The sequence below is a fragment of the Chromobacterium indicum genome (assembly GCF_039708975.1).
In the GTDB taxonomy this organism is placed as follows: Bacteria; Pseudomonadota; Gammaproteobacteria; order Burkholderiales; family Chromobacteriaceae; genus Chromobacterium; species Chromobacterium piscinae.
Genome location: NZ_JAYFSJ010000001.1, coordinates 121,286 through 144,289, shown reverse-complemented (window position 1 = coordinate 144,289; position 23,004 = coordinate 121,286). Strand labels below are relative to the sequence as shown.

Annotated in this window: 18 protein-coding genes; 12 read left to right on the top strand and 6 right to left on the bottom strand. The window is 66.3% G+C overall.

Annotated features, from left to right (window positions below):
- Positions 1–13: 13 nt before the first annotated feature.
- From acnD to VA599_RS00775, 3 genes are all read left to right on the top strand, one after another.
- Positions 14–2,620 (top strand): Fe/S-dependent 2-methylisocitrate dehydratase AcnD, encoded by a 2,607-nt coding sequence (acnD, locus tag VA599_RS00785; RefSeq protein WP_346787352.1) that lies wholly within the window; start codon positions 14–16, stop codon positions 2,618–2,620.
- Between the two features lie 56 nt (positions 2,621–2,676).
- Entirely contained in the window at positions 2,677–3,861 is a 1,185-nt protein-coding gene (prpF, locus tag VA599_RS00780) for a 2-methylaconitate cis-trans isomerase PrpF (protein WP_346787351.1), read from the top strand.
- Positions 3,862–4,058: 197 nt separating this feature from the next.
- Complete coding sequence (locus VA599_RS00775; protein ID WP_161627494.1) at positions 4,059–4,409, top strand: cupin domain-containing protein; 351 nt, start codon at positions 4,059–4,061, stop codon at positions 4,407–4,409.
- An 18-nt stretch (positions 4,410–4,427) separates the two neighbouring features.
- On the opposite strand, the gene VA599_RS00770 is transcribed toward VA599_RS00775, so the two are convergent.
- On the bottom strand, positions 4,428–5,504 hold the full coding sequence (locus VA599_RS00770; RefSeq protein WP_346787350.1) for an NAD(P)-dependent alcohol dehydrogenase: 1,077 nt from the start codon (positions 5,502–5,504) through the stop codon (positions 4,428–4,430).
- A gap of 286 nt (positions 5,505–5,790) precedes the next feature.
- Here VA599_RS00770 and VA599_RS00765 point away from each other — a divergent pair, with 286 nt between their 5' ends.
- From VA599_RS00765 to dapA, 3 genes are all read left to right on the top strand, one after another.
- Positions 5,791–6,648 (top strand): DMT family transporter, encoded by an 858-nt coding sequence (locus tag VA599_RS00765; RefSeq protein WP_346787349.1) that lies wholly within the window; start codon positions 5,791–5,793, stop codon positions 6,646–6,648.
- Positions 6,649–6,726: 78 nt separating this feature from the next.
- Entirely contained in the window at positions 6,727–7,113 is a 387-nt protein-coding gene (locus VA599_RS00760) for a lysozyme inhibitor LprI family protein (protein WP_021478045.1), read from the top strand.
- Positions 7,114–7,190: 77 nt separating this feature from the next.
- Positions 7,191–8,093 carry a 4-hydroxy-tetrahydrodipicolinate synthase gene (gene dapA, locus VA599_RS00755; protein ID WP_346787348.1) on the top strand — a complete coding sequence of 301 codons (903 nt, stop codon included), beginning with the start codon at positions 7,191–7,193 and terminating at the stop codon, positions 8,091–8,093.
- An 80-nt stretch (positions 8,094–8,173) separates the two neighbouring features.
- Here the strand turns inward: dapA and VA599_RS00750 are convergent, their stop codons facing one another.
- Positions 8,174–8,674, bottom strand: coding sequence for a YajQ family cyclic di-GMP-binding protein (locus VA599_RS00750; protein WP_021478047.1), 501 nt, complete (start codon positions 8,672–8,674; stop codon positions 8,174–8,176).
- A 130-nt stretch (positions 8,675–8,804) separates the two neighbouring features.
- On the opposite strand from VA599_RS00750, the gene VA599_RS00745 reads away from it, so the two are divergent.
- Positions 8,805–9,440, top strand: coding sequence for a LysE family transporter (locus VA599_RS00745; protein WP_166440791.1), 636 nt, complete (start codon positions 8,805–8,807; stop codon positions 9,438–9,440).
- Positions 9,441–9,492: 52 nt separating this feature from the next.
- Here VA599_RS00745 and VA599_RS00740 read toward each other — a convergent pair whose 3' ends face one another.
- Entirely contained in the window at positions 9,493–9,831 is a 339-nt protein-coding gene (locus tag VA599_RS00740; RefSeq protein WP_011135593.1) for a P-II family nitrogen regulator, read from the bottom strand.
- A gap of 147 nt (positions 9,832–9,978) precedes the next feature.
- Here VA599_RS00740 and purL point away from each other — a divergent pair, with 147 nt between their 5' ends.
- Entirely contained in the window at positions 9,979–13,938 is a 3,960-nt protein-coding gene (gene purL, locus VA599_RS00735; protein ID WP_346787347.1) for a phosphoribosylformylglycinamidine synthase, read from the top strand.
- A 205-nt stretch (positions 13,939–14,143) separates the two neighbouring features.
- Here the strand turns inward: purL and VA599_RS00730 are convergent, their stop codons facing one another.
- Complete coding sequence (locus tag VA599_RS00730; RefSeq protein WP_031296673.1) at positions 14,144–14,620, bottom strand: FKBP-type peptidyl-prolyl cis-trans isomerase; 477 nt, start codon at positions 14,618–14,620, stop codon at positions 14,144–14,146.
- 295 nt (positions 14,621–14,915) lie between these two features.
- Entirely contained in the window at positions 14,916–15,917 is a 1,002-nt protein-coding gene (locus VA599_RS00725; protein ID WP_346787346.1) for an NAD(P)H-quinone oxidoreductase, read from the bottom strand.
- Positions 15,918–16,060: 143 nt separating this feature from the next.
- Between VA599_RS00725 and VA599_RS00720 the strand changes: the two genes are divergently transcribed.
- The 4 genes from VA599_RS00720 to VA599_RS00705 all read left to right on the top strand — a co-directional run bounded on the left by VA599_RS00720 (position 16,061) and on the right by VA599_RS00705 (position 21,532).
- On the top strand, positions 16,061–18,487 hold the full coding sequence (locus VA599_RS00720) for a heavy metal translocating P-type ATPase (protein WP_346787345.1): 2,427 nt from the start codon (positions 16,061–16,063) through the stop codon (positions 18,485–18,487).
- Positions 18,487–18,657 (top strand): cbb3-type cytochrome oxidase assembly protein CcoS, encoded by a 171-nt coding sequence (ccoS, locus tag VA599_RS00715; RefSeq protein WP_046156363.1) that lies wholly within the window; start codon positions 18,487–18,489, stop codon positions 18,655–18,657. Before VA599_RS00720 ends, ccoS begins: the two co-directional genes overlap by 1 nt.
- A 187-nt stretch (positions 18,658–18,844) precedes the next feature.
- Complete coding sequence (locus VA599_RS00710) at positions 18,845–20,146, top strand: NupC/NupG family nucleoside CNT transporter (protein ID WP_104947008.1); 1,302 nt, start codon at positions 18,845–18,847, stop codon at positions 20,144–20,146.
- Positions 20,147–20,218: 72 nt separating this feature from the next.
- Positions 20,219–21,532 (top strand): MFS transporter, encoded by a 1,314-nt coding sequence (locus VA599_RS00705; protein ID WP_346787344.1) that lies wholly within the window; start codon positions 20,219–20,221, stop codon positions 21,530–21,532.
- Between the two features lie 43 nt (positions 21,533–21,575).
- Here VA599_RS00705 and VA599_RS00700 read toward each other — a convergent pair whose 3' ends face one another.
- Entirely contained in the window at positions 21,576–22,964 is a 1,389-nt protein-coding gene (locus VA599_RS00700; RefSeq protein WP_346787343.1) for a dihydrolipoyl dehydrogenase, read from the bottom strand.
- Positions 22,965–23,004: the final 40 nt, after the last annotated feature.

Below are 23,004 nucleotides of genomic sequence, written 5' to 3'. Positions count from 1 at the left end.
GCGAAAGACAGACATGAACCGCCAATACCGCACCGCCCTGCCCGGCTCCGGGCTCGACTACTTCGACGCCCGCGCCGCCGTCAACGCCATCCTGCCCGGCGCCTGGGACAAGCTGTCCTACACCGCCCGCATCCACGCCGAAAACCTGGTCCGCCGCTGCGAGCCGGCCGTTTTGACCGAATGCCTGGAGCAGATCGTCCACCGCAAGCGCGAGCGCGACTTCCCGTGGTTTCCGGCGCGCGTGGTCTGCCACGACATCCTGGGCCAGACCGCGCTGGTGGACCTGGCCGGCCTGCGCGATGCCATCGCCGACCAAGGCGGCGACCCGGCCCAGGTCAATCCGGTGGTGCCGGTGCAACTGATCGTCGACCACTCGCTGGCGGTGGAATGCGGCGGCTTCGATCCGCAGGCTTTCGAGAAAAACCGCGCCATCGAAGACCGGCGCAACGAAGACCGCTTCCACTTCATCGAATGGACCAAGACCGCTTTCGACAATGTGGACGTGATCCCGGCCGGCAACGGCATCATGCACCAGATCAATCTGGAGAAAATGTCGCCGGTAATCCACGCCGACCACGGCGTCGCCTACCCCGACACCTGCGTCGGCACCGACAGCCACACCCCGCACGTCGACGCGCTGGGCGTGATCGCCGTCGGCGTCGGCGGCCTGGAAGCGGAAAGCGTGATGCTCGGCCGCGCGTCGTGGATGCGGCTGCCGGACATCGTCGGCGTGGAGCTGACCGGCAAACCCGGCCCCGGCATCACCGCCACCGACGTGGTGCTGGCGCTGACCGAATTCCTGCGCCAGCAAAAGGTCGTCGGCGCTTATCTCGAGTTTTATGGCGAAGGCGCGGCGGCGCTGACGCTGGGCGACCGCGCCACCATCTCCAATATGGCCCCCGAGTACGGCGCCACCGCCGCGCTGTTCTTCATCGATGCGCAGACCATCGCTTATTTGAAATTGACCGGCCGCAGCGACGAGCAGGTCAAACTGGTGGAAAACTACGCCAAGACTGCCGGCCTGTGGGCGGACAGCCTGAAAACGGCAGAATACGAGCGCGTGCTGAAGTTCGACCTGTCCAGCGTCGTCCGCAATCTGGCCGGCCCGTCCAACCCGCACAAGCGGCTGCCGGTGTCCCTGCTTGCCGAGCGCGGCATCGCCGCCAACCTCGCCGAAGCCCGTGCGCAGGAAGCGCAAGGCCTGATGCCGGACGGCGCGGTGATCATCGCCGCCATCACCAGCTGCACCAACACCAGCAACCCGCGCAATGTGATCGCCGCCGGCCTCTTGGCGCGCAACGCCAATCGGTTGGGCCTGGTCCGCAAACCGTGGGTAAAATCGTCACTGGCGCCGGGCTCCAAAGCCGTCGAGCTGTACTTGAAGGAAGCCGGCCTGCTGTCCGAGCTGGAACAGCTGGGCTTCGGCATCGTCGCCTTCGCCTGCACCACCTGCAACGGCATGTCCGGCGCGCTGGACCCGAAAATCCAGCAGGAGATCGTCGACCGCGATCTGTACTCGACGGCGGTACTGTCCGGCAACCGCAACTTCGACGGCCGCATCCACCCGTACGCCAAGCAGGCCTTCCTCGCCTCGCCGCCGCTGGTGATCGCCTACGCCATCGCCGGCACCATGCGCTTCGACATCGAGAAGGACGTGCTGGGCGTCGCCGGCGGCAAGGACATCCGCCTGCAGGACATCTGGCCGTCCGATGAAGAGATCGACGCGGTGCTGAAGCAGGCGGTGAAGCCCGAACATTTCCGCCAGGTCTACGAGCCGATGTTCGCCATCCGCCAGCGCAGCGGAGAAAAAGTCAGCCCCCTGTACACCTGGCGGCCACAGTCCACCTACATCCGCCGCCCGCCGTACTGGGAAGGCGCGCTGGCCGGCGAGCGCACGCTCAAGGGCATGCGCCCGCTGGCGCTGCTGCCGGACAACATCACCACCGACCACCTGTCGCCATCCAACGCCATCCTGATGGATTCCGCCGCCGGCGAATACCTGGCGAAAATGGGCCTGCCGGAGGAGGACTTCAACTCCTACGCCACCCACCGCGGCGACCACCTGACCGCGCAGCGCGCCACCTTCGCCAATCCCAAGCTGTTCAACGAGATGGTGCTGAACAGCGACGGCTCGGTCCGCCAGGGCTCGCTGGCCCGCGTCGAGCCGGAAGGCAAGACGATGCGGATGTGGGAAGCCATCGAAACCTATATGGACCGCAAGCAGCCGCTGATCATTGTCGCCGGCGCCGACTACGGCCAGGGCAGCTCGCGCGACTGGGCGGCCAAGGGCGTACGCCTAGCCGGCGTCGAAGCCATCGTCGCCGAAGGCTTCGAGCGCATCCACCGCACCAATTTGATCGGCATGGGCGTGCTGCCGCTGGAGTTCAAGCCCGGCACCAATCGCAAAACGCTGGCACTCGACGGCACCGAAACCTACGACGTGATCGGCCAGCGCAAGCCGCGCGCCGAGCTGACCCTGGTCATCCGCCGCCGCGGCGGCGAAACCGTCCAGGCGCCGGTGACCTGTAGGCTGGATACCGCCGAGGAAGTGTCGATCTACGAAGCCGGCGGCGTATTGCAGCGCTTCGCTCAGGATTTCCTGGCGGCGGCGCAAGCCTGATCAACCATTGCAGCCGGCCACCGCCGGCTATTCAACAAAGAAACAGGATGGACAGCATGGCTCACCCGGCCCAGATCCGAATCCCCGCCACCTATATGCGCGGCGGCACCAGCAAAGGCGTGTTCTTCCGGCTGCAGGACCTGCCGGAAGCCGCCCGCCAGCCCGGCGCGGCCCGAGACAAGCTGCTGCTGCGCGTGATCGGCAGCCCGGACCCGTACGGCAAGCAGATAGACGGCATGGGCGGCGCGACGTCCAGCACCAGCAAGACCGTCATCGTGTCCAAGTCCGCGCGGCCGGATCATGACGTCGACTACCTGTTCGGCCAGGTCGCCATCGACAAGGCTTTCGTCGACTGGACCGGCAACTGCGGCAACCTGTCCGCCGCCGTCGGCCCGTTCGCCATCGCCGGCGGCCTGATCGACCCGGCCCGCGTGCCGGCCGACGGCGTCTGCACCGTGCGCATCTGGCAGGCCAATATCGGCAAGACCATCATCGCCCACGTGCCGGTCACCCATGGCCAGCCGCAGGAAACCGGCGATTTCGAACTGGACGGGGTCACCTTCCCCGCCGCCGAAGTGCAGCTGGAATTTCTGGACCCGGCCGACGAAGGCGACGGCGACGCGATGTTCCCCACCGGCAAGCTGGTCGACACGCTGGAGGTGCCCGGCGTCGGCGCCTTCCCGGCCACGCTGATCAATGCCGGCATCCCCACCATCTTCGTCAACGCCGCCGACATCGGCTATGCCGGCACCGAGCTGCAGGACGCGATCAACTCCGACCCGGCGGCGCTGGCCCGCTTTGAAACCATCCGCGCCCACGGCGCGCTGAGAATGGGGCTGATCAAGAGCCTGGACGAGATCGCCACTCGGCAGCACACGCCCAAGATCGCCTTCGTCGCGCCGCCGGCCGACTACACCGCCTCCAGCGGCAAGCCGGTGAAAGCGTCCGACATCGACGTGCTGGCGCGGGCGATGTCGATGGGCAAACTGCACCACGCGATGATGGGCACAGCGGCGGTGGCCATCGGCACCGCCGCGGCCATCCCCGGCACCCTGGTCAACCTGGCCGCCGGCGGCGGCAAGCGCCAGGCGGTGCGCTTCGGCCACCCGTCCGGCACGTTGCGCGTGGGCGCGCAAGCCCGCGAGGAGCGCGGCGAGTGGGTGGTGACCAAAGCCATCATGAGCCGCAGCGCCCGCGTGCTGATGGAAGGCTGGGTACGGGTGCCGGGTGACGCTTTCTAAAAAAACCGGCCGCGTCGCTGAAAAATAGCGGGGATGCGCAAGGCATCCCCGTTTTCATATCCCAATGGCGATATTGCCGGCAGTTTCTCGCCAGATTTCGTGGGATAATGACAATCAGCCAGCGCGACACCGACGATCATCCCAAAATCATTGCCATCCGCGCAGGCCTGATCGAACACCAAACGGAACCCGCAGCCATGAGCACCCCCGCCCCGATACTGACCTCCTCCACCGATTGGCACTGGAGCCCCACACCCTTTCCTGGCGTGGACTTCACCTGGCTGCGCCGCAATCCGGACGGCGGCGGTTCGGCATTGCTGAAACTGGCCAAGGGAGCGAAGCTGCCGCTGCACCAGCACCCGGGCACCGAACAGGTTTTCGTCACCGCCGGCCGGCTCAAAGTGGGGGAACATGTGCTGAACAAGGGCGACCACCTGTTCATCGACGCCCATGTCCCGCACGCGGTGGAAGCGCTGCAATCCGCCGTTTATCTGACGCTGTCGGAAAGCGATGGCGTGGAGCTGATGGAGCCGGACCAGGCTGGCTGATCCGGCCGTCAGAGCGGGCTAGAAAGGCTTGATCGCCACCTTCAGCACACCGTCGCGCTGGTGGGAGAACAGGTCGTAGGCTTCGACGATCTGGTCCAGCTTGTAGCGGTGGGTGACCAGCGGCGACAGGTCCAGCCGGTCGCTCTCCAGCACGTTCATCAGCCGCCGCATCCTCTCCTTGCCTCCCGGGCACAACGAGGACACGATCCTCTTGTCGCCCAGGCCGGCATTGAAGGCGTCGAGCGGAATCCTCAGATCGCTCGAATACACGCCCAGGCTGGACAATGTGCCGCCCGGCTTCAATATCCGCAGCGCGGATTCGAACGTGCCCTGGGTGCCCAAGGCCTCGATAGCCGAATCGACGCCGCGGCCGCCGGTCAGCTTCATGATCTCCGCGATCACATCCACCTGCCTGAAATTGAGCGTGACATCGGCGCCCAACCGCCGCGAAATCGCCAGCCTGTCGTCTATCCCGTCCACCGCGATGATGCACGACGCGCCGCGCAGGCGCGCGCCCGCCACCGCGCACAAGCCTATCGGTCCCTGCGCGAACACCGCCACCACGTCGCCGATCTTGATGTTGGCCGCCTCCGCGCCGGAAAAGCCGGTGGACATGATGTCCGGACACATCAGCACCTGTTCGTCGCTGAGCCCGTCCGGAATCGGCGCCAGATTGGCCTGGGCGTCCGGCACCAGCACGTACTCGGCCTGGGTGCCGTCTATGGTATTGCCGAAGCGCCAGCCGCCCATGGGCTTGTAGCCATGGCACTCGCACCCGCCGTCCTGCGCCGGATGGCCGTCCTGGCAACCATAGGAAGTGAAGCTGGGGCAGATCGCGCCGGCGATCACCCGCTGTCCCTCCCGATAGCCCTTGACGCCCGCGCCCAGCTTCTCGATCACGCCCACCGGCTCGTGGCCTATGGTCAGGCCGGACGCCACCGGATACTCGCCCTTGAGGATGTGCACATCGGTGCCGCAGATGGTGGTGGTGGTGATCCGCACCAGCGCGTCGCCCGGCCCCACCGCCGGAATCGGTTTCTCCCGCAGCTCTATCTTGCCGGGCGCGACAAATACCGCTGCCTTCATGCTATTCATGGCTTGCCTCCTGTCGTGGCGGAGCCCGCCCGGCCATGACCGCGGCCGGCTCCAGGATGGAAACGAAACTCATCCTTAACACTAGGCCGCAAACCTATGGCGCAGGCAACTGCCCGATCGGTACAAAGCATGGACTCATGATTTGGATCAAACGCCTTGTGGCCGCGCGACCATGCCAGCGCGCCTCCCCAAACGACGAAAACAGCGCCACTTGATGTAACAACTGGTTTACACTCCACCGTTCCACCTAAAATATCTCCATATAAAACAAATACGAGAGACATCGATGAACCAAGCGATGCTGTACGCGCTCGCCGCGATCGCCATGTGGGCGTCCGTCGCCACCCTCAGCGCCCTCACCCACGCCCTGCCGCCCTTCTTCGTCGCCGGCGTCGGGCTGATGCTGGGCAGCCTGCTGACCGTGCGCCGCATCGCCGACTGGAAGGTGCCGCCCAAGAACTTCGCCAACGGGGTTTACGGCATCTTCGGCTTCTACTTTTTCCTGTTCAACGCCTACCGGCTGGCGCCGGTGATGGACGCCACCGTGCTCAGCTACGTCTGGCCGCTGCTGATGGTGCTGCTGTCTCCGCTGCTGGTGCCCGGCACCCGCCTGGGTGCCAACCACATCCTGGGCAGCCTGATCGGTTTCGCCGGCGCGGCGCTGATCGTCACCGGCGGCAAGCTGTCGCTATCGATGGCCGCGCTGCCCGGCTATCTGATGGCTCTGGGCGCGGCCGTGGTATGGGCCACCTACAGCCTGTTCACCCGCCGCCTGCCGGCCACCTCCGACAACGCCGTCGGCGGCTACTGCTTCGCCTCCGGCCTGCTGGCGCTGGGCCTGCATTTCGCCACCGAGCCCGCCGCCCATCCGTCGGCCATCCAATGGCTGATGATCGCCGTGCTGGGCCTGCTGCCGATGGGCGCGGCCTTCCTGTGCTGGAACCGCGCGATGCAGCTGGGCGATCCGCGCCAGACCGGCGCGCTGGGCAACGCCACCCCGCTGCTGTCCACCCTGATGCTGGTGGCTTCCGGCCAGGCCGCGCTCAACGGCTCCGCCGCGCTGGCCATCGCCATGATCGTAGGGGGCGCGGCGCTGGGCACCCTGCCCGCGGAGCGCCTGCTGCCAGGCTGGCTGCGCGCCTGAACCGAGGGGCCGGCGGACGCGATGCGCCCGCCGGGCAGGGCTATAATCGCAAGCTGTCCCTCACAATGGAGTTTCGCGATGAAGCCCTGCCTCCTCGCCCTGCTGGCGCTGTTCGCCAGCCATGCCGCGCTGGCCGAAGACGACCCCTGCCAGAACGCCAACAGCACGTTGGAAATCAACGACTGTAAACAGAAGCAGTTCGACGCCCGCGACAAGGCGCTCAACGGACGCTACCGCGAGCTGCTGAAAAAACTACGCGCCGACGAAGCCCAGAGCGGTGCCAAAGACAAGCCGTCCGCGCTGCTGATCCAGGCCCAGCGCAAATGGATCGCCTTCCGCGACGCCGACTGCAACACCAAGTACCAGATCTACATCGACGGCAGCATCCGCAACGCCGTCTTCCTCGACTGCAAGATCGAGCGCACCGAACAGCGCCTCAAGGAACTGGACCCCAAGCTCTGGTAATCCGCTCGGGTTTCCCCGCCCGGGGCCGAGGAGTATCATCCCGGCCTGTCTTCACGCAAAAATAAAAAGGGGCTGACATGGCAAAACACTGGGGCAAGGTGCTGACGGCGATGGTGACGCCGTTCGACGACGATGGCCGGCTGAACCTCGACATGGCCTGTACGCTGGCGCGCCATCTGGCAGCCAGCGGCAGCGACGGCCTGGTGCTGGCCGCCACCACCGGCGAGGCGCCGACGCTCTCCGACGCCGAACGCTTCGACCTGATCCGCGCGGTCAGCGAGGCGGTGACCGTCCCGGTGCTGGCAGGCACCGGCAGCAACAATACCCGCCACGCGCTGGACATGACGGCCAAGGCGGAAGCCGCGGGCGCCGCCGGCGTGTTCCTTGTGTCGCCGTACTACAACCGCCCGCCGCAGGCCGGCATCGAGGCGCACTTCCGCGCGCTGGCCGCCGCCACCCGGCTGCCGGTGATGTTGTACGACGTGCCCGGCCGCACCGGCCGCCGCATCGCCCACAACGTGCTGCTGCGGCTGTTCCGCGAGGTGGACAATATCGTCGCATTCAAGGACGCCACCGGCGACCCCGCCGCCGCCGCGGAACTGGTGGCCGAAGCCGGCGACCAGTTCGAGCTGTATTCCGGCGACGACGCGCTGACCCTGTCCCTGCTGGCCGTCGGCGCGGTCGGCGTAGTGGGCACCTCCACCCATTGGACCGGGCCGGAATTCGCCGCGATGATCGCCGCCTTCGAGCAAGGCGACGTCGTCCGCTCCCGCGAGATCAACGCCGCGCTGCTGCCATCCTACGCTTACTCGAATACCGATGATTCGGTGTACTCGATGTCGGTGAAGGCGATGCTGCGCAGCCAGGGCCTGGCCGTCGGCGAATGCCGGCTGCCGCTGCCGGCCGCGCCGGCAGGCGTGGAAGCGCGGGCCGCCGAGGTGTGGAGCGGGCTGCAAGCCTGGCGCGCCGGCCAGCGCTGAGAACCTGCCCAGCCGCAGGCAATGAAAAAGGAGACCCGAGGGTCTCCTTTTTGCGTGACTGACACGCCTCGCGGCGGGAATCAGTCGCGGAAGTTGTTGAACTGCAGCGGCGCGCCGTTCTCCAGATCGGCCGCGATGTCCTGCTTCAGCAGCGCGATGGCGTCCTGCAGCACGTCGCGCTTGGCGCCGGACACGCGCACCGCCTCGCCCTGGATGCTGGCCTGCACCTTCATCTTGGAATCCTTCAGCAGCTTGACGATCTTCTTCGCCAGGTCGCTGTCCAGGCCCTCCTTGATCTTCAGCACCTTCTTCACCTTGTTGCCGGACACTTTCTCCAGCTTGCCGTAGTCCAGGCTGCGCACGTCGACGCTGCGCTTGGCCAGCTTGGCCACCATGATTTCATTGACCTGGTCCAGCTGGAATTCGGTATCGGCGAACAGCGTCACTTCCTTGTCGTTGAATTCGATGCGGGCGTCGCTGCCCTTGAAATCGTAACGGGTGGACACTTCCTTGTTGGACTGGTCCAGCGCGTTGCGCACTTCCACCTTGTTTACTTCGGAAACGACATCAAAAGACGGCATAAAACGATCCTCGCTAATAACCTGCCGCATTCTAGTAGCGGCGTTGCCGCTTGTCACCCGTCATGCCATTGCCAAGGCCTTCCGGAAATGGTTTTATCGACGACAGTCAAACAAATCCCGGAAATCCGCCATGCTCGTCACCCTGCCGCAACTGGCCGCGTTTCTCGCCGCCGCCATGCTGATCACCGTCACCCCCGGCCCCGACAACCTGATGGTGCTGAGCCAGGGCATTTCCCGCGGCCGCCGCCAGGGCATGGCCTTCGGCCTGGGCTGCGCGCTGGGCTGCTTGAACCACACCTTGCTGGCGGCGCTGGGCGTCAGCGCGCTGATCGCCGCCTCGCCGCTCGCCTTCGCGGCGCTCAAGATCGCCGGCGGCGCCTATCTGGTCTACCTGGGCTGGGGCGCGATCCGCAGCTCCGGCGCCAGCTTCGACGCCAATGCCCAAGCGAGCGGCCCCCAAGGCTCGCTGGCCGCCACCTTCCGCCGCGGCCTGATCGCCAACGCGATCAATCCCAAGGTGGTGCTGTTCTTCCTCGCCTTCCTGCCGCAGTTCGTCAACCCGGCGCAGGGGCCTGTCGGCCTGCAGACCGCCATCCTCGGCGCGCTGTTCACGCTGCAGGGCGCGCTGATCTTCGGCGCGCTCGGCTACTTCTCCGGCCACGTCGGCCAATGGCTGGCCAAGAGCCGCAAGGCCAGCCAGTGGCTGGACCGCATCGCCGGCGCCGTCTTCATCGGGCTGGGCCTGCGCCTGATCCTGGCGCGCTAAGCGCGCAAAAAAGGCGGCCCCAGGCCGCCTTTCGCCATTCATTCCGAGCGGGTCAGATCGCCTGCTCGTTGGTTTCGCCGGTGCGGATGCGCACCACCTGCTCCACCGGCACCACGAAGATCTTGCCATCGCCGATCTTGCCGGTGCGCGCGGTTTCGACGATGGTTTCGATCGCCCGCTCCACCAGATCATCCGGCAGCACCACCTCTATCTTCACCTTGGGCAGGAAATCCACTACGTACTCGGCGCCGCGGTACAGCTCGGTGTGGCCTTTCTGGCGGCCGAAGCCCTTGACCTCGGATACGGTCAGACCATTGATGCCGATCTCCGACAAGGCCTCGCGCACCTCGTCCAGCTTGAACGGCTTGATGATGGCTTCGACCTTTTTCATTGCGCAATGCTCCCGAATAAAACCAATGACATTAGAGTAAAAAGCAAAAAATGCCGCGCGGCGGCGGTATCTTCCGCTGACGCCTTAAATGCAGCGATGTTTTGCTGTATTATGACGCCCTTTCCTGGTACTTGTCGCGGGTGTCTAATGTCTTACATTACCAAGCTGCGCGGTGGCGTTGCCCTGTCACCGTTTCGTCTCGAAAAACTGCAGGCGGCAGCGGCCGATGCCGGGCTGAAGGATATCGTCCTGACGGCCGAGCACTGGCATTTTGCGGAAAGCGACGGCGAGCTCTCGCTGGAGGAAATCGGCGTGCTGGGCCAGTTGCTCAGCTACGGCGAAGCGCCGCTGAACACTGAGCCGGAAGGCGAACTGTTCCTGGTCACGCCGCGAATCGGCACCCTGTCGCCATGGGCGTCAAAGGCAACCGACATCGCCCGGCATTGCGGATTGCCGAATATCCGGCGGATCGAACGCGGCACCGCTTTCCGAATCAAGTCCGCCGCTAAATCTTTAAGTGAAGAGGCTCGCCACACCCTGGCGGGCCTCTTGCACGATAGGATGACGGAAACCGTGCTGTCCTCGCTGGACGACGCGGAAAAGCTGTTCACCCATATCGACCCGCAGCCGATGGCCAGCGTGGACATCCTCGCCGGCGGCCGCGCCGCGCTGGAGGCGGCCAACGTCCAGTTGGGCCTCGCGCTGTCCGACGACGAAGTGGAATACCTGGTCGAGAACTTCATCAAGCTGAAGCGCAATCCCAGCGACGTCGAGCTGATGATGTTCGCCCAGGCCAACTCCGAACACTGCCGCCACAAAATCTTCAACGCCCAGTTCATCATCGACGGCGTCGAACAAGGCAAATCGCTGTTCCGCATGATCCGCGACACCCACGACGCCAACCCGCAGGGCACGCTGGTGGCGTACAAGGACAATGCCTCGGTGATCGAGGGCGCCTTCATCGAGCGCTTCTACCCGCAGCCGGGCAGCCACCAGTACGCGTACACCAGCGAACCCACCGACATCCTGATGAAGGTGGAAACGCACAACCACCCGACCGCGATCTCGCCCTTCGCCGGCGCGTCCACCGGCAACGGCGGCGAAATCCGCGACGAAGGCGCCACCGGCCGCGGCTCGCGCCCCAAGGCCGGCCTCACCGGCTTCACCGTCTCCAACCTGAACATCCCCGGCTTCAAGCAGCCGTGGGAAGCCTACCGCGACGACCAGCCCGAGTACGGCAAGCCGGGCCGCATCGCCTCGGCGCTTCAGATCATGCTGGAAGGCCCGATCGGCGGCGCGGCGTTCAACAACGAATTCGGCCGCCCCAACCTCACTGGTTATTTCCGCGCCTTCGAGGAAGAATTCAACGGCGAGATGCGCGGCTATCACAAGCCCATCATGCTGGCCGGCGGCCTGGGCAGCATCCAGCAGCAGCAGATCCACAAGAATGAAATCCCGGAAGGCGCGCTGCTGATCCAGCTGGGCGGTCCCGGCCTGCTGATCGGCCTGGGCGGCGGCGCTGCCTCGTCGATGGACACCGGCGCCAACAGCGAAAACTTGGACTTCGATTCGGTGCAGCGCGGCAACCCGGAAATCGAGCGCCGCTGCCAGGAGGTGATCGACCGCTGCTGGCAGCAGGGCGAAGCCAACCCCATCGTCTCCATCCATGACGTGGGCGCCGGCGGTCTGTCCAACGCCTTCCCCGAACTGGTCAACGACGCCGGCCGCGGCGCCATCTTCCATCTGCGCAAGGTGAACCTGGAAGAAAAGGGCATGACCCCGATGCAGATCTGGTCCAACGAAGCGCAGGAGCGCTACGTGATGGCCATCCTGCCGGAGGACCTGGACCGCTTCACCGCCCTGTGCGAGCGCGAGCGCTGCCCGTTCGCAGTGCTGGGCGTGGCCACCGACGACGGCCATCTGCAGGTGCGCGACGACCACTTCGGCAACAACCCGGTGGACATGCCGCTGGAAGTGCTGCTGGGCAAGCCGCCGCGGATGACCCGCGACGCCAAGACGCTGGAAACCGCGCTGCACACCTTCGACGCGTCCAAGTACCCGCTGCGCGAAACCGCCTACCGCGTGCTGCGCCACCCGACCGTGGCCGACAAGTCCTTCCTGATCACCATCGGCGACCGCACCGTCGGCGGCATGACCGCGCGCGACCAGATGGTGGGCCGCTGGCAGGTGCCGGTGGCCGACGTGGCCGTCACCACCATGGGCTTCAACACCTATCGCGGCGAAGCGATGGCGATGGGCGAACGCACGCCGGCCGCGCTGTTCGACGGCCCGGCCTCCGGCCGCATGGCCATCGGCGAGGCGCTGACCAATATCGCCGCCGCCTTCGTCGGCCATCTGGGCAACGTCAAGCTGTCCGCCAACTGGATGGCCCCGGCCGGCCATCCCGGCGAAGACGCCAACCTGTACCGCACCGTGCAGGCCGTCTCCGAGCTTAGCCAGAGCCTGGGCGTCAGCATCCCAGTGGGCAAGGATTCGCTGTCGATGAAGACCGTATGGCAGGAAGACGGCGAGCAAAAAGCCGTCACCGCTCCGCTGTCGGTGGTGATTTCCGCCTTCTCGCCGGTGGACGACGTGCGCAAGACCGTCACTCCGGACCTGAAGGACATCAAGGACAGCGACCTGATCCTGATCGATCTCGGCTACGGCCGCTGCCGCCTGGGCGGCTCGATCTACGGCCAGGTGTGGAAAGACATGAAGGGCCGCGCGCCGGACGTGGAAAGCCCGCTGCAGCTGGGCGCCTTCTTCGGCGTGGTGCAGTCGCTGTTGCGCGACGACAAGCTGCTGGCCTACCACGACCGTTCTGACGGCGGCCTGTTCGCCGCGCTGGCGGAAATGATGTTCGCCGGCCACGTCGGCGCCAGCATCGATCTGCAAGAGCTGGTGATCGAGCGCCAGAACACCCAACGCATCATCGACGACTACGTGCAGCCGACGCTGGAAGCCGCCACCCACGGCCGCATCATGCGCGTGCTGTTCAACGAGGAACTGGGCGCGGTGCTGCAGGTGAAGAAGGCCGACACGCCGGAAGTGATCTCCCGCTTCATGAAGGCCGGCATCGGCCGCGAGCTGTTCGTCATCGGCCGCACCAACAGCCACGACCGCCTGGTGATCAAGCACAAGGGCAAGGACCTGTTCAGCGAAAGCCGCAGCGAGCTGTTCTGCGCCTGGTCCGAAACCAGCGCCCGCATGCAGCGCCTGCGCGACAACCCGGCCTGCGCCGACAGCGAGCAGCTGCTGCGCAGCCACGCCAAGCCGCGCGGCCTGTTCGCCCAGCTGTCCTTCGACGTGCACGGCGACCCGGCCGCTCCCTACATCGGCACCGGCAAGCGTCCGCGCATGGCCATCCTGCGCGAGCAGGGCGTCAACGGCCAGCTGGAAATGGCCGCGGCGTTCGACCGCGCCGGCTTCGACGCGGTGGACGTGCACATGAGCGACATCATAGCCGGCCGCGTGCAGCTGGCCGATTTCAAGGGCCTGGCGGCCTGCGGCGGCTTCAGCTACGGCGACGTGCTGGGCGCCGGCGAAGGCTGGGCCAAGAGCATCCTGTTCAACCCGCGCGCGCGTGAACAGTTCGAAGCCTTCTTCGGCCGCGGCGACACCTTCGCCCTGGGCGTGTGCAACGGCTGCCAGATGATGTCCAACCTGTCGTCCATCATCCCGGGCGCCGAGCACTGGCCTAAGTTCCACCGCAACGCGTCGGAACAGTTCGAGGCGCGCTTCGCGATGGTGGAAGTCACCGCGTCGCCGTCCATCTTCCTGTCCGACATGGTGGGCAGCCGCCTGCCGGTGGTGGTCAGCCACGGCGAGGGCCGCGCGGTGTTCGCGCCGGGCGCGCAAGACCAGGCGCTGGCCGCGCTGCGCTACATCGACTTCGACGGCCGCGCCACCGAGACCTATCCGCTGAACCCCAACGGCTCGCCCGCGGGCATCACCGGCGTCACCACGGCGGACGGCCGCTTCACCATCATGATGCCGCACCCGGAACGCGTGTTCCGCTCCGTGCAGAACAGCTGGCATCCGGCGGAATGGGGCGAGAACGGCGGCTGGTACCGGATGTTCGCCTCGGCTCGCCGCTGGGTGGGTTGATCTCCAAGCCCAAACGCGACGCAAAACAAACGGAAGCCCTCGGGCTTCCGTTTTTTCATGCGCGCGGCCAGCCGCCATAACTCGTCAAAACTAGCGATGGCAAAGCGTTCAGGATGGCGTGCCCCCCCCCGGAAGCGCACGGAGTCCCGGCAAAACAAAGCCCTCCCGGAATGGGGAGGGCTTTGTTTGTGGAAGGCAGGCGGTATCAGTGCTGATGCCCGTGCTCGCCATGCACATGCTGGTGGGCGATTTCCTCGGCGCTTGCCTCGCGCACATCCACGACTTTAAGGGCGAAGCGCAGGGTCTTGCCGCAAAGCGGGTGGTTGCCGTCCAGCAAAACAACGGGGCCTTTGATCTTGGTGACGAAATAGTAGCGTCGCTCGCCATCCGGGCCAAGACGCTGGATCTGTCCGCCTACCTTGACGCCGGGCGGGAATTCGGCCTTGGGCATGGTGGTGACCAGCGCTTCGTCGCGCTCGCCGAAGGTGTCTTCGGTCGCAAGTTCCAGCGTGGTTTGAAAGCCTGCCTCCTGGCCCTCAAGCGCGGCTTCCAGTTTGGAGAAAAGGTTGTCGTAATCGCCGTGCAGGTAGGAAACCGGGTTCTTGCCATCGTCGTAAACCAGGCCCTGGCTGTCTGTGACTTTCATTCGCAGAGTGACGGCGGTGTTGGAGGTGATTTTCATGGCGGTGCTGGCAAAAAAATTGAAGCGGGAAGGTTCGCAGTTCAGCGGGGGAGTGTCAACTGAATCGCCCCACATTTGTCGGATGCCCATGCGGCGGCGCCAATGCGAAAGCAGCCGTCTTTCACTTGCCGCGCGATAGGCCTCTTTGAACAAACATCAGACCTTGCGGCCCAACGCTTCCTGCCCATCAAACCAAGCAATCGCGTGTGAAAAGAGGCCCTTTGGGCCTCTTTGTCCGACGCTGCCGGCAATAAGCCGATCCCGCCCGCGACCTGACCGGCTTTACTCTTTCCGATCAGTCGCCGCCGGCCATCACCGGAAACAGCGTCAGCACCACCTTGCCCAAGTTGCGATTGTCGGCGACGTAAGCGTGCGCGTCCCGCACCTGGGTCCACGGGTAGCTGCTATCCACCACCGCGCGCGCCCTGCCTTCCAGCAGCGCCGGCAGGATCAGGTCGCGCAGCGCGGCTGCCAGCTCGGCCTTCACTTTGATGGGTTGCGGGCGCAGCGTGGAGCCGATCAGGCTGATGCGCTTCATCAGCAGCCGGCCAAAATCCAGCTCGGCCTTCACGCCGCCCATCAGGCCGATATTCACCAGCCTGCCGTCCGGGTTCAGCGCCTGCAGGTTTTCCGCCAGATGGCTGGCGCCCACCGGATCCAGCACCGCGTCGGCGCCGCCCCACTCCCGCACCTGTGCGGCGAAAGCCGGCGTCTCGTGGTAATTGAACACCTGGCTCGCGCCCAGCTCGCGGCAAAAGGCCAGCTTCTCGGTGCTGCCGGCGCTGGCGAAGGCTTCCGCGCCCAGGAAACGCGCCAACTGGATCGCCGCGACGCCGACGCCGCTGGCGCCGGCATGGATCAGCGCCCGCTCGCCGGCCTTAAGGCCGGCCTTGACCACCAAGTTGAACCACGCCGTCATCCAGGCTTCCGGCAAGCTGGCCGCCTCCACCCAGGACAGTTGATCCGGCTTGGCGATGGCCAGCGGCTCATCCAGCAGCACGTATTCGGCGTAGCCGCCGCCGTCCACCAGGCCGAACACCGCGTCGCCCGGCTGGAAGGCGGAATCGCCAACCACCTCTTCCACCACGCCGGCCACCTCCAGCCCCATCAGCGGGCTGGCGCCCGGCGGCGGAGGGTAGCGGCCCTCGCGCTGCATCAGGTCGGCGCGGTTGACGCCGGCCGCCATCACCCGCACCAGCAATTTGCCGGGCGCGGCGCGCGGCTTGTCCCACTCCCCCATTTCCATCGTTTCGACGCCGCCCGGCGCCTGCTGCACGATGGCCAACATCTTGTCCATTCGGCCTTCCCCCTTGATTGATATCCGACAAATGCGGACGGATGCCCCAGCCACAAGCTCCGCGCGGAAATAATCCGCATTGAAAAACACCGCCATGCGCTGGATCAAGCATTGCGCGCCGGCTTTGATTACAATCCTACGTCATGAGCGAGAACTGTTTCCATTGCGGTTTGCCGGTGCCCGCCGGCGCCAGCTTCCCCATCCTATACCGCCAGCGCGAAGAACCCGCCTGCTGCGCCGGCTGCCAGGCGGTGGCATCCACCATCATCGAATCCGGCCTGTCCGACTACTACAAGCACCGCACCGAGGGCGCGGCCCGCGCCGAAGCGCTGCCGCAGGCGCTGCTGGAGCAGATCAAGCTATACGACAGCGAGGAGCTGCAGCGCAGTTTTGTCCGCGTCGAGGCAGAAAACGTCCGCGAGGCCGCGCTGATATTGGAAGGCATCACCTGCGCCGCCTGCATCTGGCTGAACGAGCAGCACATACTCCGCCTGCCCGGCGTGCTGGGGGTGGACATCAACTACACCACCCAGCGCGCCCGCGTGCGCTGGGACAATGGCCGCGCGCAACTGTCCGCCATCCTGGAGGCGGTGGCGGCGATAGGCTACCGCGCCCATCCCTACGACGCCGACCGCCAGGAAAAGCTGCAGCAGAAGGAGCGCAAGCAGGCGCTGACCCGGCTGTGGGTGGCCGGCCTGTCGATGATGCAGGTAATGATGTACGCGGTGCCGGTCTACCTGGCGCCGGACGGCGACATCGCGCCCGATTTCCTGTGGCTGCTGCACTGGTCCAGCTTCATCCTGACGCTGCCGGTGCTGCTGTACTCTGCCTTGCCTTTCTACCGCAACACCTGGCGCGATCTGAAAACCGGCCGCGTCGGCATGGACACGCCGGTCAGCATCGGCATCCTCACCGCCTTCGCCGCCAGCTTCTGGGCGCTGATCCACAAGGTGGAGCACGGCATCTACTTCGACTCGGTTTCGATGTTCGTGTTCCTGCTCTTGGGCGGCCGTTACCTGGAAAGCATCGCCCGCCGCAAGGCCGGCGCCGCCAGCGAAAGCCTGGTCAAGCTGGTGCCGGCCTTCGCCCACCGGCTGGACGGCTGGCCGCAAAGCCGAGACAGCCGCGAGGCGACTGTGGCCGGCCTGAACCCCGGCGACGTGATCCTGGTCAAGCCCGGCGAAACCATTCCCGCCGACGGCGTGGTGCTGGATGGCCGCAGCGCCAGCAATGAATCGCTGCTCACCGGCGAGAGCCGGCCCATCGCCAAAGCGCCGGGCGATTCGGTGATCGCCGGCAGCGTCAACGCCTCCAGCCCACTGGTGCTGCGCGTCGATCAAGTGGGCCAGTCCACCCGGCTGGCCGGCATCGTGCGGCTGCTGGACCAGGCCCTGGCGGAAAAACCCCGGCTGGCCGTGCTGGCCGACCGCTTCGCCAGCTGGTTCGTCGCGCTGCTGCTGCTGGCCGCCGCCGGCAGTTACCTGGCTTGGCATTTCATAGACCCGGACCGGGCGCTGTGGATCATGGTGGCGGTGCTGGTGATCTCCTGCCCCTGCGCGTTGTCGCTGGCCACCCCGGCCGCGCTCACCGCCGCCAGCGGCCGCCTGGCCTCGCTGGGCGTGCTGACCACCCGCGGCCACGCGCTGGAAACGCTGGCCAAGGCCGACGACGCGGTGTTCGACAAGACCGGCACCCTCACCCACGGCCAGATGCGGCTGCTGGAAACCCGCGGACCGCTGGAGGCGCAAAGTGCGCTGGCCGTCGCCGCCGCGCTGGAACAAGGCTCCGAGCACCCGCTGGCCCAGGCCATCCTGTCCGCCGCGCCGGCGAACAGGCCGCAGGCGGAGGGCCTGATCAACCACCCCGGCGGCGGCGTGGCCGGCCTCGTCGACGGCCGCGAGTGGCGGCTGGGTTCCGCGCCCTTCATCGCCGCCTGGCTGGGACGCGAGGTGGACGAAGACGCCGAATGGCAACCGGATTGCACCCAGGTGCTGCTGGCCGACGCCGACGGCGTGCAGGCCCGCTTCTCCATCGGCGACGCCTGCCGCGACGACGCGGCGGCGCTGGTGGCCGAGTTGGCCCGCCGCGGCCTGACGGTCCACCTGCTCAGCGGCGACGGCGAAGGCCCGGTGGCGGGCCTGGCCGCCAAACTCGGCATCAAGCAGTGGCGCGCGCGTGCGACGCCGGAGGACAAGCTCGCCTATGTCGCCGCGCTGCAGGCCGGCGGACGGCGGGTGCTGATGGTGGGCGACGGCATCAACGACGCGCCGGTGCTGGCGCGCGCCGATGTGTCCATCGCCATGGGCGGCGGCACCGACGTCGCCCGCGCCAGCGGCGACATGGTGCTGATGGGCGACCGGCTGGGCCTGATCGGCGACGCATTGCTGATCAGCCGGCGCGCGCTGGCGGTGATCCGGCAGAACCTGATCTGGGCGGCCGGGTATAATGTCGTCGCGCTGCCGCTGGCGATGCTGGGCCACGTCACGCCCTGGCTGGCCAGCCTGGGCATGGCCCTTAGCTCGCTGCTGGTGGTCGGCAACGCGCTGCGTCTCGTCAAACGGAATCCCTGATGGAAAGCCTCTACCTGCTCATCCCGCTCAGCCTGGTGCTGGTCTTCGTGATCGGCGCCATTTTCTGGTGGGCCACCCGCTCCGGCCAGTTCGACGACATGCAAGGCCCCGCCCATCGCATCCTGATGGACGACGACGCCACTCACGAAGACGACAAGCCGCAGCATTGACGCGCCAAGCCCGGCACGCCATCCGGGTAAAATGCGCAAGTCCGGGCCATTTCCCTTTCAGGGAGATGGCCTTTTGCTGTAAAATGCCGCGCCTTCAAGCATTAGCCAATCATGATTTGGCGCGGCGGAAGGCATCCCTGACTGGACGGGCGCCGAGACGCCGCCCATCGCTAGTCCAAGGGCCTCCGTGAATACCATCCAAGCACTGGCCGGCATGCTGCTTCTCGTCGCCGCCGCCTACCTGTTCTCGACCAACCGCCGCGCCGTCAACTGGCGCACCGTGCTGATCGGCCTCGCCATCCAGAACGGCCTGTTCCTGCTGATCAATTACGTGCCCGCCGTCCACCACGGCGTCTCCGCCTTCGGCGCCGGCTTCGCCAAGGTGCTGAGCTTCGCCGGCGACGGCGCGGGCTTCATCTTCGGCGATCTGGCCAAGCCCAGCGGCAAGCTGGGCTTCCTGTTCGCCTTCACCGTGCTGCCGGTGATCATCTTTTTCTCCGCCTTCAGCGCCCTGCTTTACCATTTCGGCATCCTGCAGCGCGTGGTGGCCGGCCTGGCCTGGGCGATGAAGCGCAGCATGGGCATCTCCGGCCCGGAAAGCGTGGTGGCCGCCGCCAACATCTTCCTCGGCCAGACCGAAGCCCCGCTGCTGGTCCGCCCCTACATCCGCCACATGACTCGCTCCGAGCTGGCCTGCATCATGATCGCCGGCATGTCCACGCTGTCCGGCGGCGTGCTGGCGGCCTACGTCGCCTTCCTCGGCGGATCGGACACGGCCGAGCAGGCGCGCTTCGCCACCTATCTGCTGACCGCCTCCTGCATGAACGCGGCCGGCGCGGTGGTGTTCTGCAAGATCATGTTCCCGGAAACCACGCCCGAAGCGCTGTCCAGCAGCAAGCTGCAGTCATCCAAGGAAAAGAGCGAGGGCAATTTCGTCAGCGCGGTGGTGACCGGCGCGCTGGACGGCATGAAGATGGCCGCCGCCGTCGCCACCATCCTGCTGGCCATCGTGGCGCTGATCGCGCTGGCCAACTTCCTGGTGAAAGACGGCCTAGGCGAGCTGCTGGGCGTCAACGCCGCCATCCAGGCATCCACCCACGGCATGTTCGACGGCCTGACGCTGCAATATCTGGTGGGCCAGGTGTTCCGCGTGTTCGCCTTCCTGATGGGCATCGGCTGGAACGAAACGCTGGGCGTCGGCAGCCTGCTGGGCCAGAAGATCGTGCTCAACGAATTCATCGCCTACATGGACCTGGCCAAGATGAAGGCTGCCGGCACGCTGTCCGCGCAGACTGTGATGATCTCCACCTTCGCGCTGGCCAGCTTCTCCAACTTGTCGTCGGTGGGCATCTGCGTGGCCGGCATCGGCGCGCTGGCGCCGGAGCGTCAGCAGGAGCTGGCCCAAATCGGCATGCGCGCGCTGGCGGCGTCCATCCTCACCGGCTTCATGACCGCCACCGCCAGCGGCCTGTGGCTGTCGCTGTTCTGATTTGAGCCGCGACTGACAGCGAGGCGGGAATCCGTTAGCATGCGGTTCCCGCCTTTTTCATAACCGGCCATCGTGAAAGCTGACTTCTCCTTCTTCGCCACCCGGCGCTTCCTGCCCTTGTTCGGCACCCAGTTTTTGGGGGCCTTCAACGACAATATGCTGAAAACCGCCATCGTGGTGCTGATCAGCTTCCATGGCCTGGAAATGATGGGCATGCCGCCGCAGCAGTTGGTCAATCTGGCCGCCGGCATCTTCATCCTGCCCTTCTTCCTGTTTTCCGCCAGCGCCGGCAAGCTGACCGAGCGCTACGACAAGGCCCGCATCGCGCGCATGATCAAGCTGGCCGAGATCGTCATCATGCTGGTGGCCGGCGCCGGCTTCCTGCTGAAATCCGCCGCCATCCTGCTGTCCGCGCTGTTCCTGATGGGCGTGCACTCGGCCTTCTTCGGCCCGCTGAAATACTCGGTGCTGCCGCAATACCTGAAAGAGCACGAGCTGGTGGGCGGCACCGGCCTGATCGAGATGGGCACCTTCCTCGCCATCCTGCTGGGCCAGCTCAGCGGCAGCTTGCTCACCCACAGCGGCGCGCTGTTGATCGTCGGCGCGCTGCTGCTGGTCGCCATCCTCGGCTACTTCAGCAGCGCCACCATGCCCTCGGTCGCGCCCGGCGCGCCGCATCTGAAGTTGTCGTGGAACTTCCTCGGCGACTCGGTGCGGCTGATCCGCGAGGCCTGGCGCATCCACGACGTGCGCTGCTCGATACTCGGCATTTCCTGGTTCTGGCTGATGGGCGCGGTCTACACCACCCAATTGCCCACCTTCACCCGGCTGCACCTGGGCGGCGACGCCGACGTCTACACCCTGCTGCTGGCGCTGTTCTCCATCGGCATCGGCGCGGGCTCCATCGCCTGCGCCAAGCTGTCGCGCGGCAAGCTGCAGCTGGGCATCGTGCTGCTGGGCAGCGCCGGCATGACGGTGTTCGGCGGCGATCTGGCGCTGGGCGCGATGCCGTCCTACCACGGCCCGCTGGCTGCGCTGCCGGCGTTTCTGGCCAAGGCCGGCAGCTGGCGCGCCATCGTGGACGTGACGCTGCTGGGCTTCTTCGGCGGCTTCTTCACCGTGCCGCTGTACACCTGGCTGCAGACCGGCAGCCCGGACGCCTTCCGCTCGCAGGCGGTGGCGGCCAACAACATCATCAACGGCTTCTACATGGTGGCCGCCGCCATCGGCAGCGCGCTGATGCTGAAATGGTACGACAGCATCTCCATGCTGCTGCTGGCCGTGGCCGCGCTCAACATCCTGGCCACCGCCCATCTGGCCTGGCGCGCGCCGGTGATCTGGCGCGAGCGCTTCAGCTGGGCGCGCGCGCTGCTGAAGGGAGAATGAAAAACGGGGCTTTCGCCCCGTTTTTCATTCATTGCGTCCCGCCTCAAGCCAGGCGGGCCGCCGCGTCGCGCAGCGCGGTGCGCAGGCCTTCCTCTATCACCGGATGGTAGAAAGGCATGTCCAGCATCTGCGCGATGGTCAGACCCTGCTGATGGCTCCAGGCCAGCAGGTGGGCCAGGTTCTCGGCGCGCGGGCCTATCATCTCCGCGCCCAGGAATCGGCCCGTCTCCTTGTCCGCGTACACGTGCAACAGGCCTTTGTTGATGCCCATCACCCGGCTGCGGCCCTGGTCTTCGAAACTGACCTCGCCGGTGACGAAGCTGCCCATCTGCAGATCGGCGAAGCGGCTGCCCACCATCATCATCTGCGGATCGGAGAACACCACCGCGATGGTGGAGCGGCGCAAGCCGGCGGATACCGCCGGGTAGGCGGCGGCGTTGGCGCCGGCCGTCTTGCCCTCGTCGGCCGCTTCGTGCAGCAACGGCAGGATGTTGTTGGCGTCGCCGGCGATGAACACCGGAGAATCTCCGCACTGCAGCGTCTTGGCGTCAAACAGCGGCACGCCGCCGGCATCCAGCCTCAGACTGGTGTTTTCCAGCCCCAGGCCGCGGACATTGGGCGTGCGGCCGGTGGCCGCCAGCACGTAGTCGAAACGCTCCTCGACCTCCGCGCCGTCCAGGTTGACGTAGCGGATGCGCGCGCCATCGCTGTCGCTGGCCATTTCCAGCACCTTGGCGTCCGGATCCAGGTAAAACTGCTCTGCCAATGCCTGGCGGGCGTATTCGCGCACCGCTGGATCGCTCAGCGGCCCCACGCCGCCTCGGGCGCCGAACACCTTAACCCTCACGCCCAGCCGCGCCAGCGCCTGGCCCAGCTCCAAACCGATCACGCCGGGGCCGAACACCGCCACGCTTTGCGGCAGCGTGTCCCAGTCGAACACGTCGTCGTTGACGATCAGCCGGTCGCCGAAAGCCTTGAACGCCGCGGGAATGGCCGGCGACGAGCCGGTGGCGATCACCACCCGCTTGGCCTGGACGATGGTGTGGTCATCGACTTGAAGCGTGGTGTTGTCGACGAAATGGGCATAGCCAGGCAGCTTGTCCTCAGCCGGAATGCCATCCACGCTGCGCACCACGAAGCCGACGAAACGGTCGCGTTCGCTCTTGACGCGGGCCATCACCTCGCGGCCATCGATGCGGACTTCGCCATCCACATGCACGCCGAACAGTTCGGTATGGCTCGCGTGATGGGCGGCCTCGGCGGCGGCGATCAGCAGCTTGGACGGCATGCAGCCGACGCGGGCGCAAGTGGTGCCGTAAGGGCCGCCCTCGATGATCAGGGCGGAGGCGCCGCCGGCCTTGGCGGCGCGGTAGGCGGCGAGGCCGGCGGTGCCGGCGCCGATGACGGCTACGTCGATGTGGATGGTTTTCATGGTTCTTATCCTCTATCTGGCGGGGATGCGGCGCGGCACG